This window comes from Vibrio sp. 10N.222.46.A1, assembly GCF_041473595.1.
In the GTDB taxonomy this organism is placed as follows: domain Bacteria; phylum Pseudomonadota; class Gammaproteobacteria; order Enterobacterales; family Vibrionaceae; genus Vibrio; species Vibrio tasmaniensis_A.
The window spans coordinates 14,227-29,569 of sequence record NZ_JBFRSN010000256.1 but is presented as its reverse complement, the minus strand read 5'-3'; the positions used below and the strand labels follow the sequence as shown (position 1 = coordinate 29,569).

The window sequence follows — 15,343 nt, the reverse complement described above, 5'->3', positions numbered from 1 at the left end:
TTAATATATAATAAATTTAAATTGTGAACTATTGGGTCAAAACCCATTATCTTAGGCCTTGATTGCTTTTAAATTTCGAAATTCATTGTGTTTATAATAAAATTACATTTGACGATTATGTTTATTTTGTATATTGTAACTCAAATTATGCATTTTTGGAGTGAGTGCAATGAGCGATTCAGCAATCGACATACCAGTACAAAACCTGGTTTCACCAATAGGCGAAGATTTAGAGCTAATTCTTTTTAAAGCAAAAGAGGGCATTTCAAAAAAATCTGATGTTTATGAAGGAATTATGCTTTATCAAGAGTGGTCTGAGCATTTTGGTGTGGAAGCTAATTCGGATGAATTGGATGAGAAATTTAAATCACAAAGAGATGTGGATTCTAAACGCGTAAAAGGGCTGACGGAATACTTTAATAGTAGGAAAGATACGTCTTTGCCTGGTGTGAATATCTTTATATGTGATTTGGATGTGATAGAGGAATTTTCCGTAGGTAATCGCCAGATGGTAAGAGCTGTAATCCCTGCAGATACCTCTCGTATCGTTTCCGATGGTCAGGGCAGAACAGAGAACAATCGACTCTTAATGCAGAACTCTAAAGCTGAGTTCGGAGATTTTACAATCGGCTTTAAACTGATTGTAACTCACACTAATTCCATTTGGGAATCAAGACAATTTGTGAGGCAGCATTTTTCTGATTTCAATGGTACGAGTTCAAAGCCATCATCTTCCACCTCGCTTCTTTTTGATTTATCAACTCCGCTCGGTCGAATCATGAATGACTTGCTTGAAATTCACATAGAAAAGATGAATTGTGATGTTGCGGATTTAATTTCTTTACACGGAAAAACCAAGAAGCAATCGAAGCTATGGACGTTTGCTCAATTTTACGATTTCATTTTGGCTTTTTTTGGATACAGCAAGAAAGATTTGAATACTTTGCTAGTCTCGAAACCTTCCCTCGAAACGTCATTAACTTCAACGGCACGCGATTTAATTTCTTACCTGTTTAACACACTACCGCTTGAACTTCTCGGCAATGAAGGTTGGAAAGAACGTTCCGATAAGCTTGTGTTCAACAAAGCTATTTTTGCTTATGCAGTGGCAAAGTTAGCCAAGTCAGTCTTTGAAAATCATATTGAAGAAGGGAAGTCCGGCCCAGTAGATTACACCGTCCTAGATAAGTTAAATTCCTTACCTTTAGAAACACTAGACGACAAATTATGGCTAACAAAAGGCATTTCATACGAATCTACTTTGCGTTCAAAGCGTGTTGTTAAAATTAACAAGGATTCAGCCGTAAAAATGAATCTAGGTCGATTACTTTGTTCGAAGTTACGTGTTCCTCAAACCTTAGACCTCGTTTAATAGATAGGGAATTCACCATGGACATACAAGAATTTGATTTAGGGGCGTTACGCTGTCCTGATATGCAAATAAAGCTCAGAACCTTCCTCAAAGCATGGGTTCAAGGCAATCAAATGAAAGGGCAAAAAATAGTAGTACGCTCTATAGACCCTCGATTCTTAGATAATGTACGTTTGTACTTGGTGAATGAACCAGCAATGAAGCATGTGAGACTCATTCAAGATGGCACTCAGCCTTTATCCGAAGGATTGAAGCAAGAGATAATATCTTCACCTGATTCAATTTATGCTTTTTCCTTGGATGATTTCGACGGTTGCAATTTCGCATATGCTGTTTTATTGGAGTTTAGCGGTGAATAATATGAGCAGTATTAATACTTGTCGACGTATTGTTGAATCAATGCGGTACGAAATGGGTGTTGAACCTTTCTTGGTGCAGTTTGTTGATCACTGGGCTTATTTGCACTCGGACTTATATCCTGTACCTCAAGGACTTATCACGGATGAATTTAAGGAAGCTTCAATTATGCTTTCCCACCAGTTAGCTGTATTGATGATTACTGGAGAGGAGCATGATCCATTGGCACTATTGTTTAGTGAGTTCTGTAAAGGAACAAGCAGTCAATATGCTTTTTTTCCGACCACCAGCGATGTTTCTAAGTTGGTTTGCTCGCTGATGATGTCGGATATAAATGTTGATGGTGAAATGGATACTATTTACGAACCTTGTGTTGGTACTGGAGGGTTAACCTTTCAGAAAATTATTGCCGTTACAGAACGAAGATCGCACTGGAAAAACCCACTTGGTAGCTTGAAAGTTATCGTTGAGGATGTTCACCCTACGGCTGTGAAGTCATTTTTCATACAGGTGATATTTTTACTGAAGTTTCTTTCTAATCGATTTTCGAAGAATGTGTACCCAGATTCAATTCGAATAAGTTCAGTTAACGTGTTAACAGGTGAAGCAAAGAAAATTAACTTCCAAATGGACTCGCCGAAATTATCATAACGTAAATTGATGGTGAAATAATTACCGATAATTGATAAAAGGGCTTCTAAATCAGAAGCCGCTACAATTTCTAAGTTATTGATAATCCCCAATATTCACTGTGAAGATAGGGCAGGTACCTTTAGCTGTTAATGTACTTTAAACTTTCCTACCATTTTTTTTAGCATCTTGGCCTCGTTCTCTAACTTATTACTTGAGTCATTGTTTGAATTTGATAAATGAGCCGTTTCTTGTGTTGATTTAGAAATTGCATCGATACGGTCTTTTATTTCCGATAGTACACAAGTTTGCTCCTCGGTTGCTGTTGCAGATACAGTATTTATTGCATTTATTTCCTCAATACTCTGAGAGATTTCTGTAATTGAATTTAGCATGGCATTCGATTTTTCAATGGTCTGAACACCTATAGAAGCACTTATTTTCATAGCATTTACAGCTTGCGAAGATGTTGAGTTTAACTGCTCAATGACATCAGCAATTTCCCTTGTGCTTAATTGTGTTCGACTTGCAAGGTTTCGTACTTCGTCTGCCACAACAGCAAATCCTCGCCCCTGCTCTCCGGCTCTTGCTGCTTCTATGGCAGCGTTTAATGCGAGCAAGTTGGTTTGCTCTGCAATTTCACTAATAACACCAAGGGCGTGTGTTATCGACCCAACATGGTTGTCCATATCTTTAACAACTTTATCTGCTGCTTCAATTTCGGTTACTAAAGATCGAATACTCTGAATGCCACTATCTGCAGTAGCCAGCGTAGTACTTGCATGTTTTAGTGCTTCGTCTGCGTTCTGAGCTGCGGTAGCTGCGTTGTGGCTAATTTCACTTGATGCTGTAGACATTTGTTCCATTGCTGTCGCGAGTTGTGAGATGTCGTCATTAGTGTGGTTAATTAACCCATCAACTTTATTCGTTTTTTGCTGGATTGATTGTGAATGGGAATTTACGGAATTGCTAGAATTGCTCACGGAGCGAATAATGTCGTTTAATTTTTTTATGAACACATTGAAGTTTTTACTGAGAGCGTTGAGTTCTTTCAGTTTCGAAGATTCGACTCGCTGTGTTAAATCGCCTTCACCGTTCGCAAACTCTGCAATTCGTGATGTCAGGTCGGTTAGGGGGTTAAGGATGCTTTTGGATGTATAGACGATGATGAAGGTCAATAGCATTAAGGAAATAATAGTTTCGAGTGTAAGAGTAAAAAATATATCTTTTGCATTTTCAGCTGAGATTTCGCTCAAAACCTGAATGTTTTCTTCAATTACATCGTAGTAAACTCCAGTGCCAATAACGAGGTCTAATTCAGAGATGTAGGTTGAATAGCTTAATTTTGGTAGTGGTATATTTGTCCCAGGCTTCGGGAAGAAATATTCAGTAAACTCTTTACGTTTAGCATTCACTATTAGCTGCTTAATGAATAAGTTACCGTTAGTGTCTTTAGCTGAATTGAAGTTTTCACCAACCCCTTCGTCAGAGGAGCCAGAAAAATTCCTGATCCCTTGGCTAGAGTAACCAAATAGATACCCATTTTGGCCAAACTTCATGTACTTAATTATTTGGATGATTTCTTCCTTTCCCATTTTTCTCGCGAGCATAGCGTATATTGCTGTTTCTGCCTGTTCAACGTAGTTGGCCAGTTCATTGCGCTTAATGTTCATCATTTGAGTTCGTGTTAGATCTTCTTGTATTGCCGTGCTTGTGTCGGTTTTGTACTTAACCATGGCAAGAATAGAAGTAGATAAAATGATGACTGGTAATAGAGCTATTGCGAAAAGTCTCGATTTGATTGATTGGAACATGTTAAATCCTTTGGCGTGTGATAGTTGCTTCTGAGCATTTGTTTAGTCAGCTATATCGTTGCTTAATTCTTGGTTTATACGTAGTAATTTAAACATGAAGTATACCCCATGCTTGTCGGTTATTAGCCAGATGTTTCAATGTAAATGTAGAAATTCTGTTACCAGGTATTTAGGGCAGGGTAGGGGTGTGGCGTGGCGTGGCGTAGAGAGGTAGACGTTTTTTAGGCATAAAAAAGGGCATTTATTAATGCCCTTTGGTTTTTATTAGGCTGTTAGCCATCCGAGTCTCACTGTTTTCTCATGTAATCTTTGACGATTTCTTTTAGCTTATTATCGGTAAGAACGGATGATATCAACATTTCAGCGTCCAGCATTTCATCATTACTATGTTCATTTAGAACAATGGTTAACGATGGCTTGGATCTTGACCCAGAACGAAGAATACTAGCTTCTCGCTTGTCACCATCCAGCTTTAAATTCTGAGCCTTTGGTCTTGATGGAGATTTAACTTTATTAGCTTGTTGGCATTCATCCATCACACTCAACTTTAGAACCTTAGCGATGTTTTTGACGTTGTTAACGGGGCCGCTTGTTGGTGCATTGTTTAAGGCCTCACTAACAGTTGACTTAATGGACTTGCCGATAACCTCCCATTTCTTTATAAAATGGGATTGAATGGTTTTAATTTCGTTTAAACTATCAGTGTGTTCTACTGTTCCTTCTAGCTTCTTGCTTTTGAGCTTTTTATTGAGCGCCATAACATCGTCTAGCTTTTCTATTTCATCTAAGATGGGCTTAAGAGCTGCGATGAGATCGATAAATTCTGAATTGGAGAGGCTGTGGATGTCTTTCCCTAGAAACTCAACCAAAAAAGCGAGTGGTTCTTCTCCCATACAAATATAGCTTCGAGCTTGAACCAGATATCTAGATGAAGAGAATATTTCTTCGACCGTATTGGTTTCATTTAATGATTTGTCTGCATTGTCTACGAAGCGTTGATATAGTGCGTCGGCCTTTTGAATGAAAGATAGGGGTTTGTGCGTGTTTTGCAGTATGTTGCTCAACTTCCTCGCTTCAATGTTCGTCATCGGTGTTGTAGATACAAATGTTTTGTAGGTTAAGTTTTCTAAAATACACACTTCTCGACGGCGTTGAGAGTCAAGAATTTCGAACTTACCGTCTTCGCCTTTCGGTTGGTTAGCAAAGCCTGGTTGAACATTACCGCCAGTTAAGACAACGGCGTTGTAAAGCTTGCCGAGATTGTCTTTGTTTAACTGTCCCTTGCGGTCATTTTCTAAAGCAATTGTAGTATTTGCTAGTATCTGTTCACGACCAACAAACTCTTTGTATTCGCAAACAAACTCTTTTTCATTTAAGTTGAACGTTAATTCAGTACCATCTTTGAGAGATCTGCTGGATAGTTTGGACGTATCCACACCCATTTCACGAAGCAGTTCCAGCAGGTCGAAATCTTGTTGGAACTCCGACAGCACTTTTTTGGCTGCATTTAGTACATTGCAGTTATCATTTTTGAATGAAGCAAGTCTCATGTTTCGCTTCTTTTCAGCTGTGCTTTCGTCAGATTCGTTTTGTGATTGAACTAGAATTGACTTATCTTTCATTTCCTTAAAAATATCCATGATTAATCATCCCATCCTAACCAAAATCGGTATTCTTGATATAGTTCTTTCGTTAACTTTAGAGCGTTACGAACCGCTACGGTGCTCGTATCTAAGCAGTGTAAAGACACACCTAAATCACTTGCTTTTTCATACGCAGTAGAATATTTAATGCGTGTCTTAAAGTGATCAGGCATCGCTTTTAGTACTTTATTGGCGTTTGTTTCTATAGCGGCAGGTTGTTCGCGATGCAAAGTCACTAAAGGTCGCATTTCAAATATGCCGCAATCATCTGGTAGTAATGTGTTGCCTAGCATTTCGAGCACTTTAAAGAAGTCTTTAAATGCTTCGATGTCAGTCGAGCGGCCTGTTACTGGAACAATTACGTGCGTTGCCGCGTACAATTGCATCATTGTCTGGACGTTTGTATCGGGGCTGGTATCAACGATAATTTGGTCGAACGAATCAAGTAATGGCTCAATAATGCAGTCCTTAAAGGTGGTCATTATTAGCTCTTTCGCTTCATTCATGCCGGATGCTTCGGCAAATTCTTTGCTGTAATGCAGTGTGAAGAATTTATCCATTGATGAAGATGGCAAAATCTTAATGGTGTTTAGCTTATGATCGAGCATTAGGGATTCAAGTTTTGCTTTTAATTCAGCTTGCTTTGCGGGCTTTAGGCGTTCCTCGCGACTGAGTTTAAAGTTCTCAGTCATAATATCGGTCATCGTTTTATCTACAGCTTTAAGCTTTTCATTCGATTTTAATGAAAGTGTACCTTGTGTATCACCATCAAGCAGGAGCGTTCGAGGGCGGTTTTTAAAGTCAAAGTGGGCTTCACATGATAGAACGTCGGCTTTAGTTGATTTTCCTACACCGCCTTTTCCTTGGTGAACAACTATAACTCGACTTTTCTTACCGGTTCTCTCTTTGATGGTTTTGATTCCCAATTCATCGGCAATCATACGACACATTTCCACATCAAATTCATAGGGAGAGCGAACCGAATTTGTTTTTCTTGGGATGACAAAGCCTTTTTCTTCCAGAGCTTTGCAGGCACTATCAATGTGTTCGTTTGTTAAGCCAAGGTTTAGGGCTAGTGCTGCCTTATTGAATTTAGGAGTAAAGATATCAATCTCATGCTTTTCAGAAATTTTGGTTTCTTTGGCAAGCTTGATTTCTTGGGATTGCTTTACCCACGTAGCTAATCTGCTATGTAATTTAGAACTATTATCCATTTTTGCCATCCAAGTAGTAAGGTGTACTTAACATATTGAGCTTAGTTTAACGATTCGTAAATGAAATGACAAATCCTCAATTTAAGAATAAAACATTAAATCATCGACGATTCGTGATTTGTGAGCGTCTTCATATCTTCCAAATTAAAAAACCCAAGGCGACATAATCACCTTGGGTTTATCGATGCTTCTACATAGCTACTTAATCAATGAGTGTTAGGAACTCAGCTTCAGTGATAACTTTAACGCCTTTCTTTTCTGCTGCTTCAATTTTCTTTTGGCCAACTTTGTCCCCGCAAATTAGGTAGTCCGTTCCTTTGACGACACTTTTTTGCACTTCACATCCAATTGACTCTGCCATTCGCTTCATTTCAGGCCTTGGTACAGAACATGTGCCAGTGAAAACAACTTTTTTCCCACCTACACTTGTAGCCGCTGAAATAGCTTCTTTTACCTCGATTGCTTCTTTTGTATGAACGATCACGTTAGCGTAAGTATCCAATAAAAAGGGTAGTGCATTGCTTTGAGTTAGAGCTTGAGTAACAGAAACACTTGTTTTATCGCCAAATCCTTCGATACTTTTAAGCTGTGAAACAGTTACGTTGTGAATATCATTGATTGAGTATTCGGTAAACATGCGCTTTCCAGAACGCTCACCAAGTGTACTTATTCCTAATGAAGCGATTAATCGATAATCTGGCATAGGTTCTGATTGAACGCGTTTAAGTTCAGCCATGATGTTATTTGCTTGGCCTTCCCCCAGCCCACATGACATGTAATCAGATATTGTCATCGAATATATTGATTGGATGTTATCAAATCCACCAGCAACCAGTTTCGCCACGGTAGCTCTTCCAAACTGCTGTGCTTGTACGAGTTCGAAATGATACATAATGCTTGAACGAGCCTTACCTACACATTCATTATTTGAACAGTACCAGTTAGCTTCTTTCTTAGTTCCCAGTTTCGTTTTACCATTTTCTTTTGACACAACTCTGATATCACGCTTATCAATCGAAGATCCGCAGTGAGGACAGTGAAGAGGAAGTTTCGCGTCATCTGAACCTACAAGCGTGCTTTGGTGGCTTGGGATAATTTCACCTGCTTTAATTACACTGACCTTTGCACCAATACCGATCTTATTTTCAAGTAATTTCCCAACGTAATGGCCTGTCATCTTGGTAACCATTGAACCGTCAATTTCAATCGGATTTATATGGATAAGTGGTGTTAAGACGCCACTACGACCAATTGGATATGTAATGTCAACAACGGTAGAAATAACACCTTCCCCACGTTGTTTTTTTGCCACTTGCCAGTGATTATGATGGCTGCTTGCTCCAAGGTACTCTTTAATTTCAGGATCTACTACTTCATATACAACCCCGTCGATAGGATATATGCACTCATTACGAATGGTATTTTCTACTTGTTGATGAGTCAGCGAAAATTCATTAAGGGGCAATTCAATGTTTTTCATATCTTTATATAGAACTAGATGAACACCGCCATTCGAAAGAGTTGCCTTAGATTCTGCACTTAGGCTATTAGCATTAACAATCCCAATAACGACACTCAATGGGTGAGACATATGTGAAAGATTTATATCGAAATACGCTTGGGGCATTACTATTTCACCAACGCCGTCTATTGATGAGTCCCCTTTGATAATCAGACCATGATCAAGAAGATGGGTGATTACGTTTCCAACATTTCCATTTCCACGAGTTGCAAGCAGTGGTAGGGTTTTATAGCGACAAGCTACGCCGTTTAGTTTTGCCGTTGCCCTAATTGTTGGCATAGCAATACCAACATCTTTTGCTGCTGATTTGATACGCTTAATCCATTTGCTTATATCTTCATCAAGATAAGCCTTGTCGGTGCTCAACATTGGAGATTCGTGGTGGTACTTTTGACCATGAAGTACTTCAGGCTCTACGGTTAGTAAGTACGGGTGCGTAGGTTCTTCAGCTTTAAGTGATTCAAGTAACAAGTCATATTCGTGATCACTCACTAAAGGATTACCCATTCGATATGCAGCATTTAGATCTTTTAGCCTAGTTACAATAGCGTTAGTTTGCATTTTTTTCTCTTTTCGATAAATTTAAAAATTCGGTAGCACAGTGGCTTGTTATTGAGTTGAAACTGTTGTTTTGTCGATGTGTTTAATGCTTTCAAAAATTGCGTGGTCTATATCATCAGCTTGGTCAATTAGTGATAGTTCAATGTCATATAGTTCCAGAGGTATATCTTTGTGAATGCTGATTAAAAAATCCGCATGTTTCGGGTTACCTAAATCCAGAATCATGTAAATCAAATCTTCAGGTTGATCTGTTGGGCATTTATATGAGCGTTTGTATTCCATCGAGGCAACATCCTCTATTGTGAGGAATTGCGACCAAACGATTTTTAGAGCGTCTTTATTATCTTCTGCAAATGAACGTTGCATAATGAAGTTAACGCGTCCCATGAACTTACTAATAGGTGCTGCTTTTTGAAAACTTACGTAATCAGTCGATTTGTTTAATCGCGTTTTCATAGCCTTAATGTAGGATTTAGCAGTTGAGCGTCGTCCCTTCATCGGCTGAATCCCACCACTTTCCGCAATTTCAGCTAAACGTTCAATTTTAGGAGCAATGGTTTTCTTCAAACCAGACGCAACAATATTCCAAGACCTTGAAAATCTCCCACACTCATCAATTAGGTTGTTACAGCCAGCCAATTGATACACAACGTAAAAGTCTTCACCTAAGTTACTGTTCAGTTTTAGAGATACTTTCCCCACTTCAATTTGATGACTCATGCTATTTCTCCAACTCTTTAATTTGTTTCTCAAGCGATTGAATTACAGTTTCTAATCGAGAGGGTGTGCAGCGTTTGCTTGGTTTACGACCGTAGACTAGGTGAACGTCATTTCGCACCTTTAACTTGCTTCCCTCTGCTGTAGGGTTATGAATACGATGAAGTTCTACATGCTCTTTTTCGATCTCTAGAAGCGTTAGGCAGTCTTTAGCTATATCAAGAGTGATTTTTAGTTTACTTAACTTTTCGTCAGCTGATTCAGAACGGTTTTTATTCAAAAATAGCGGTGTAAAAACGGTTATGAACGCGACAGCTATAGCGGTTAGAGATTGAGAAAGAGTCATGCTTATCCCCTGTGGTTAGTAAGAGATTAAATAATACAACTATAACAAAATCATGTCAATGTGATTTTGTTATAAATAAAAATTAGCATTTCTATTATCATTGTAAATTGAATTGACTAACAAACTTTCAAGTATGAAAAATTACTGCTTTTAGTCTTCACTAGCAGGGGGTTGGGCTTGCATTTGTTCTTTAATTGGTTGATTATTTTAATTCGAGATTATAACGAAAAGGTTTTTGTTAATGCTTAGGGATAAGTTGCGAAACTTGCTAGATAGCAAGTCTACTAACGATGACACATCTGATTATTCAGTTCCCCTATCGCAAGATGATGAATTGAATGAATCACAGGAAGTCTTAGCGGAATTGCTCTTGCAGTCGCCGATTAAAATTCACGATCCATTGCCGCAGATAGTTGAAAGGAGAGATATTTTCTCACACCGTCTTGAAACGCGGGTGTATGTGGAAATGATTGCTGAAAAAAATCATGGTGTAATTATTAGACCAACATCAAATGAAAAGGTATGTTATCTAACAGCCGACTTGTACCTAGCTTACTCTCAGAAAAAAACCAAGCTTGCAGTTGCTACATTTTCAGATCTTAAAAACTTACAAAACTCAATCCTAATGAGCGCCAAGGTCAGAAATGTCATCTCTCTTAACGGCGTTCTAACGCTATATGGCGACGTATATCAGTTAAAAGACGTAAGAATTAACCCCATACCTAAGAATGGCATGTGGCGTGAATACGGAGCATATTCAGGCATTAAATCAACACACATCCCTAAGTTGGTCATTGACGCTATCCAAAATAAAAAAATAGGAAAAGCGGCGGTTAGTAAGCTCTTTGCTCATTTAAGGGTTTCAAACTTAGAAGAATACAAATCTTTAATTCGTAAGTTAAATATTGAACCGAAATACGATAATCCACAGAAGCTTATCATTGATACACATATCGGCCTCGATCACTCATGTGTGCGCGCAAAGCAAGCTTTGGAAGTTCTTGCCACTTCGACTATTGTTCAAAACTATAAAGGCGACGATTCTCAATACGCAATCGAACCGGTTTCAGTGTGTTTGGAACATTTTGCTGATGGCGTAAAAAGCCTTCACTTCCAACCAACTAAAGAGCAAATAAAAATAGCCCTTAATATTTTGGCAAGTTATCAAAGAGATTTGACAACGAAATCGTTAATTTACGGTGATGTAGGATTTGGTAAGACTGCTGTTATTGCGTTAGTTATTTATCACGTAATTACGTCAGGTCGAGATTGTGTTTTATTGTCACCGACAGAACATCTAGCATTCCAAACCCATAAGGTAATGACCTCCTGGTTTAATAACATTCAAGAAAGTTTTCGTTTGGTAACTCATTCGACTGATGTTCGATTGATGGCAAATGCTGAAGACTCAACTATAGGTCGCTGCTATATAGGTACGTCTGCGTTACTGTTTCGTGACGATGTAACATTTAAACCATATCTTATTGCGGTGGATGAAGAGCAAAGAATGGGAATCTCACAACGTGACCACTTCCAAAAGCAGGGCGCACATTACATCGCACTAACGGCTACACCAATCCCCAGGACTGTAGCTCAAACTTTAATGTCTCATTACAAAACGTATAATTTGACCAACTGTTTTGTCGAAAAATCATTTTCGGGTGAACTTGTGATGGAGGAAATGGGCAGGCAGCATACGTTTAAGATGATAAAGCAAGCGATCATAAATAAGACTCAAACTCTCATTGTTTGTCCGTTAACGACTGACTCTGATGCGATGGAGGGTTTTAAAAGTGTCGACAATCTTTATGAATCGTTGTCTGAATATTTCGGAGTCGACAAGCTTCGTTATGTCCACTCTAAACGAACGCCTGAAGAAAATGCTGAAAGTTTAAGGGCTATTGCTAATGGCGAGGCCGACATATTAGTTGCTACAACGGTAATAGAAGTAGGAATCGATTTACCCTTACTGAAGAACTTGATCGTTTGGCATCCAGAAAGGTTTGGTTTGACTCAATTACACCAATTAAGAGGCAGGATTGTAAGGCAGGGTGGTCATGGTCATGTGACGATGTACTCACCTACTCACCTGAACTCTGAGCAGATTCAGCGTCTTAAGTATTTTGCAAAAACCACCGATGGCAGTTTGATTGCTGAATTTGACGCTAAACGTAGAGGTGTGGGTGATATTATCGGTAAAACTAGCGCTCAAAGTGGCCAATCTCTTCCCACATGGATTAGACATCTTACTGTAGATTTTGAAGCCTTAAGTGATTTGAAGAATACATTATCTATCAAATAATCCACCAGCACGCATCACTGCTGGTGGATGCAATAAAAAACCTCCATTTGTTTAAAATTAATTGCGACAATTCCAATTTGGAGGGGTTGAGATAATTTTTCCAAATTAAAAAAAAGTTAAAACCCCGAGAATTTTCTAACAAAATGGTCGATTACTGTGAATATCGACATTAGGTTCCAAATTAAAGCTGAATTATATTAATGAAATCATTTGACGCGTTTTTATTAATGCCCTATATTTAAGTTGTCAGCAGGTAACTGCTACAAACATCTGAATTATTGTAAAAGGGTAAGGTAATGAACGATTTCAAAAATAAGTTTAAAACAGCTACTGCTCAACGAACTTTTACGCCGCGTCTAAATCGCGCTGTTCGTGTCTCTTCTTATGATCTAACGGGGGATAGTTACGAGTCGCACTTTGTGATCGGAAAAGATCTAATCACTAAACAAGAAGTAAAGATTTCCCTCACTCCACAATCTACAGCAACGGCAAGTGGTCACTCACGTTTAGAACTTGCTCAAATTGCCGATCCAACTTCAGGAAAAGTTCATGTTGCTGTGGGTGGGATATTGATTTTTGAAAACTGCCGTATGAAATCAGGAAATCATTACATTTCGGATTGGTCTAACGCTGTTCAGCATCATCCAGAGAAAATCCATGAAACCATTTCAATGGGTTATTCAACGGTAGTGCTACAGCCATCACGATTAGATCCGCGTAATGCAAATAAGCCCATGTACAATACGGCTTTTGTTCGACGAGCTGAAACTAACAAAGCAATGGCATTCTCTTGCAGTTCTACAAAGGAACTTTTCCGATTCATCCAAGAGACACTGACTTTAAATGAAGGAGAGGGTGGAAAACGTCCTGAAGCGATTATTCGATATGTTGATAGAACGGAGGGTGAGGTAGATGTAGGTTCTGTCATTATTACAGCTCCTACAGAAAAAGTTGAACAGGAAAATCAACTAACGGCCAATCGCGTATGTGATGCTGCTAAAACAATGCGATATCTATTTGCCGAACGTAATGATGATACGCACAGTTCTGTGACGGCATTGCAGCTCATCTTCGAACATATGGCTGAAAACCCGACATTACCTATTGAGCAATTTATGGTTGAAGTCATACCGGTTGTTCGTCGTAATTTTGGATCTGAGAAGCGTAAATCATTCTTCGAACTGGTAGATGACGAGCGCTCAGGTGGCACCGTTAAGAGAAATGCACGTTCAGCAAAAGGGAAAACCGTTTTTAGTCGATACCACATCCCAAGGACTAATGGTGAATATGGCTATGATAAAGTTTGGCTTCCTTCGTTTAGTTCTGAACTATGTGCTTTTGACACGGTAATGAATCAAGGAGTTGAATCCCGCCAACCTAAAGATTATCGCTTTATCCGTGATATTTTCACAACTGATGTTTTCCCCAAGGGTTTTGAAACGGACTACCTACCGACCAAAAACTATTCAGATAATTCGTTTATGGTAGAACGTTACAAAGCATCCACTAATGCTGCGCAAGAAAAACCTACTAACAATCAGAGAAATGGGGCGAATCAACACTCTGTTCAACAGCAGCAAGTGGAAACGGTTTCGCAAGCTCCAAATCAACAGCAGACACAATCAACTCACGTATCGCAATATGTAGCTGAACCTGCACTAATAGGCGACACCACCAATGAAGTTTCTGAAGATGAATTATTCGGTGAGTTAACGGAAATGCTTAATCGTGACGCGGCATAAGAAGTAGAGAAGGAGCTAAGAGAGTAGGATCTCTTCGCTCCTTATTTTAATTATTGATGTGAGAATCAAAAATGAATATAGATATTAATACATACTTTGAGGGTTTAAAACACTTGCTCGAAAATTCCCCGAAAAACCAATGGCATAATATTTGTCAACATTTAGGGTTGAGGTTTCATGTGAAGTAAAAAAATAGCCACTCAAGGAGTGGCTATTTTTTATGACGGCATAAACTCTTCAAGAATAGAAGTAGTTGAGAGCTTGCTCTAGGATTTCTCTTTCTTCCTTGTGATTGAGGTCAACCGTATTAATCAGTTTCTTTGATTTATCAGTCGCCGCGTTCATGTAGCGAGTGGTGGAAACAAACTTAAAAGCGGTTACAAAAAAAACGCTGTCAGTGTTGCAGATTAACCCTTGGATCTCTCTTTGTTCATCAAATAATTGAATGCCAGCTTTGATTTCACGGAAGTAACCAACACAATCTGAATTAAAAAAATGAGCAGTTCGAGCAAATTTCAACCCGTTAACAGTAAAGAAACTCTTTCTCATCGTATTTATCCTTTTGATAACCTGGGCCATACAACCCAGGCTTGTTCTAATTAGAAATTACTGTTCGATACCGCAGTGTATTAGGATCTCTTTTAACTTATCAGGAGACTCCATTGTAAATGATCGGTTTATACCACCGCTGCACCTCATATCAATAGTTCCACCAACAACCTTCACTGTCGTAGCAAGGGCTAGGATAAGTTCTAAATTCGACATACTTCTTGGGCTAACATCCAAATCACTAAAGACTTTATCTAGTTTTTTGTCACAGATTTCGGCTTGTCTCAAAGCTCCTTTAATTTTGCTAAATTGATACATTTGGATATTGCTAGAGTTAGATATAGAGAAAGAATGGTATTTAAGTTCGTACTGAATTGAAGCAACCGTTTCACCAAAAGTGGCTTTAATCAGATCTCCAGAATTATTCCAATCAGAGAAGCCCTTTAGCTGGTGTTCAGAGTAGGTTGTTTCTGATTGATGTGGGATACGCTGAAACTTAGTTACTTGTTGAAGAATAACACTGTCATTGTATATGCGGAGAATGAATTGATTCATAGGAGTCTACCTTTAATTA

At 38.7% G+C, this 15,343-nt stretch carries 13 protein-coding genes; 5 read left to right on the top strand and 8 right to left on the bottom strand.

The window, feature by feature from the left end:
• Positions 1-169 precede the first annotated feature (169 nt).
• The 3 genes from AB4496_RS08900 to AB4496_RS08890 are packed head-to-tail and all read left to right on the top strand — an operon-like array spanning position 170 to position 2,380.
• Positions 170-1,372, top strand: coding sequence for a DGQHR domain-containing protein (locus tag AB4496_RS08900; protein WP_102257425.1), 1,203 nt, complete (start codon positions 170-172; stop codon positions 1,370-1,372).
• Positions 1,373-1,389: 17 nt separating this feature from the next.
• Complete coding sequence (locus AB4496_RS08895; RefSeq protein WP_102257424.1) at positions 1,390-1,731, top strand: hypothetical protein; 342 nt, start codon at positions 1,390-1,392, stop codon at positions 1,729-1,731.
• Position 1,732: 1 nt separating this feature from the next.
• Entirely contained in the window at positions 1,733-2,380 is a 648-nt protein-coding gene (locus AB4496_RS08890) for a hypothetical protein (RefSeq protein WP_102579726.1), read from the top strand.
• 128 nt (positions 2,381-2,508) lie between these two features.
• Here AB4496_RS08890 and AB4496_RS08885 read toward each other — a convergent pair whose 3' ends face one another.
• From AB4496_RS08885 to AB4496_RS08860, 6 genes are all read right to left on the bottom strand, one after another.
• Complete coding sequence (locus tag AB4496_RS08885; protein ID WP_102257422.1) at positions 2,509-4,173, bottom strand: methyl-accepting chemotaxis protein; 1,665 nt, start codon at positions 4,171-4,173, stop codon at positions 2,509-2,511.
• Between the two features lie 287 nt (positions 4,174-4,460).
• The gene (locus AB4496_RS08880) at positions 4,461-5,813 is read right to left on the bottom strand and encodes a hypothetical protein (protein ID WP_102257421.1); all 1,353 of its coding nucleotides are present in this window, start codon (positions 5,811-5,813) and stop codon (positions 4,461-4,463) included.
• Between the two features lie 2 nt (positions 5,814-5,815).
• Positions 5,816-7,030 (bottom strand): ParA family protein, encoded by a 1,215-nt coding sequence (locus tag AB4496_RS08875; protein ID WP_157936391.1) that lies wholly within the window; start codon positions 7,028-7,030, stop codon positions 5,816-5,818.
• Between the two features lie 202 nt (positions 7,031-7,232).
• On the bottom strand, positions 7,233-9,113 hold the full coding sequence (locus AB4496_RS08870) for a BRCT domain-containing protein (RefSeq protein ID WP_102257419.1): 1,881 nt from the start codon (positions 9,111-9,113) through the stop codon (positions 7,233-7,235).
• Between the two features lie 48 nt (positions 9,114-9,161).
• Positions 9,162-9,833 (bottom strand): hypothetical protein, encoded by a 672-nt coding sequence (locus AB4496_RS08865; RefSeq protein WP_102257418.1) that lies wholly within the window; start codon positions 9,831-9,833, stop codon positions 9,162-9,164.
• Position 9,834: 1 nt separating this feature from the next.
• A complete protein-coding gene (locus AB4496_RS08860) occupies positions 9,835-10,176 on the bottom strand; it encodes a hypothetical protein (protein ID WP_102257417.1) in 342 nt (113 codons plus the stop codon).
• Between the two features lie 265 nt (positions 10,177-10,441).
• On the opposite strand from AB4496_RS08860, the gene AB4496_RS08855 reads away from it, so the two are divergent.
• Entirely contained in the window at positions 10,442-12,478 is a 2,037-nt protein-coding gene (locus AB4496_RS08855; RefSeq protein ID WP_372130824.1) for a helicase-related protein, read from the top strand.
• A gap of 296 nt (positions 12,479-12,774) precedes the next feature.
• Positions 12,775-14,220 (top strand): hypothetical protein, encoded by a 1,446-nt coding sequence (locus AB4496_RS08850; RefSeq protein ID WP_102257415.1) that lies wholly within the window; start codon positions 12,775-12,777, stop codon positions 14,218-14,220.
• Between the two features lie 237 nt (positions 14,221-14,457).
• Here AB4496_RS08850 and AB4496_RS08845 read toward each other — a convergent pair whose 3' ends face one another.
• On the bottom strand, positions 14,458-14,769 hold the full coding sequence (locus tag AB4496_RS08845) for a hypothetical protein (protein ID WP_102257414.1): 312 nt from the start codon (positions 14,767-14,769) through the stop codon (positions 14,458-14,460).
• 57 nt (positions 14,770-14,826) lie between these two features.
• Positions 14,827-15,324 (bottom strand): hypothetical protein, encoded by a 498-nt coding sequence (locus AB4496_RS08840; protein ID WP_102257413.1) that lies wholly within the window; start codon positions 15,322-15,324, stop codon positions 14,827-14,829.
• Positions 15,325-15,343: the final 19 nt, after the last annotated feature.

Excerpts from the sequence above, each read along its gene's own strand:
- AB4496_RS08900 (WP_102257425.1), top strand. The coding sequence starts at position 170 with ATGAGCGATTCAGCAATCGACATACCAGTACAAAACCTGGTTTCACCA.
- AB4496_RS08895 (WP_102257424.1), top strand. The coding sequence starts at position 1,390 with ATGGACATACAAGAATTTGATTTAGGGGCGTTACGCTGTCCTGATATG.
- AB4496_RS08890 (WP_102579726.1), top strand. The coding sequence starts at position 1,733 with ATGAGCAGTATTAATACTTGTCGACGTATTGTTGAATCAATGCGGTAC.
- AB4496_RS08885 (WP_102257422.1), bottom strand. The coding sequence starts at position 4,173 with ATGTTCCAATCAATCAAATCGAGACTTTTCGCAATAGCTCTATTACCA.
- AB4496_RS08880 (WP_102257421.1), bottom strand. The coding sequence starts at position 5,813 with ATGGATATTTTTAAGGAAATGAAAGATAAGTCAATTCTAGTTCAATCA.
- AB4496_RS08875 (WP_157936391.1), bottom strand. The coding sequence starts at position 7,030 with ATGGATAATAGTTCTAAATTACATAGCAGATTAGCTACGTGGGTAAAG.
- AB4496_RS08870 (WP_102257419.1), bottom strand. The coding sequence starts at position 9,113 with ATGCAAACTAACGCTATTGTAACTAGGCTAAAAGATCTAAATGCTGCA.
- AB4496_RS08865 (WP_102257418.1), bottom strand. The coding sequence starts at position 9,833 with ATGAGTCATCAAATTGAAGTGGGGAAAGTATCTCTAAAACTGAACAGT.
- AB4496_RS08860 (WP_102257417.1), bottom strand. The coding sequence starts at position 10,176 with ATGACTCTTTCTCAATCTCTAACCGCTATAGCTGTCGCGTTCATAACC.
- AB4496_RS08850 (WP_102257415.1), top strand. The coding sequence starts at position 12,775 with ATGAACGATTTCAAAAATAAGTTTAAAACAGCTACTGCTCAACGAACT.
- AB4496_RS08845 (WP_102257414.1), bottom strand. The coding sequence starts at position 14,769 with ATGAGAAAGAGTTTCTTTACTGTTAACGGGTTGAAATTTGCTCGAACT.
- AB4496_RS08840 (WP_102257413.1), bottom strand. The coding sequence starts at position 15,324 with ATGAATCAATTCATTCTCCGCATATACAATGACAGTGTTATTCTTCAA.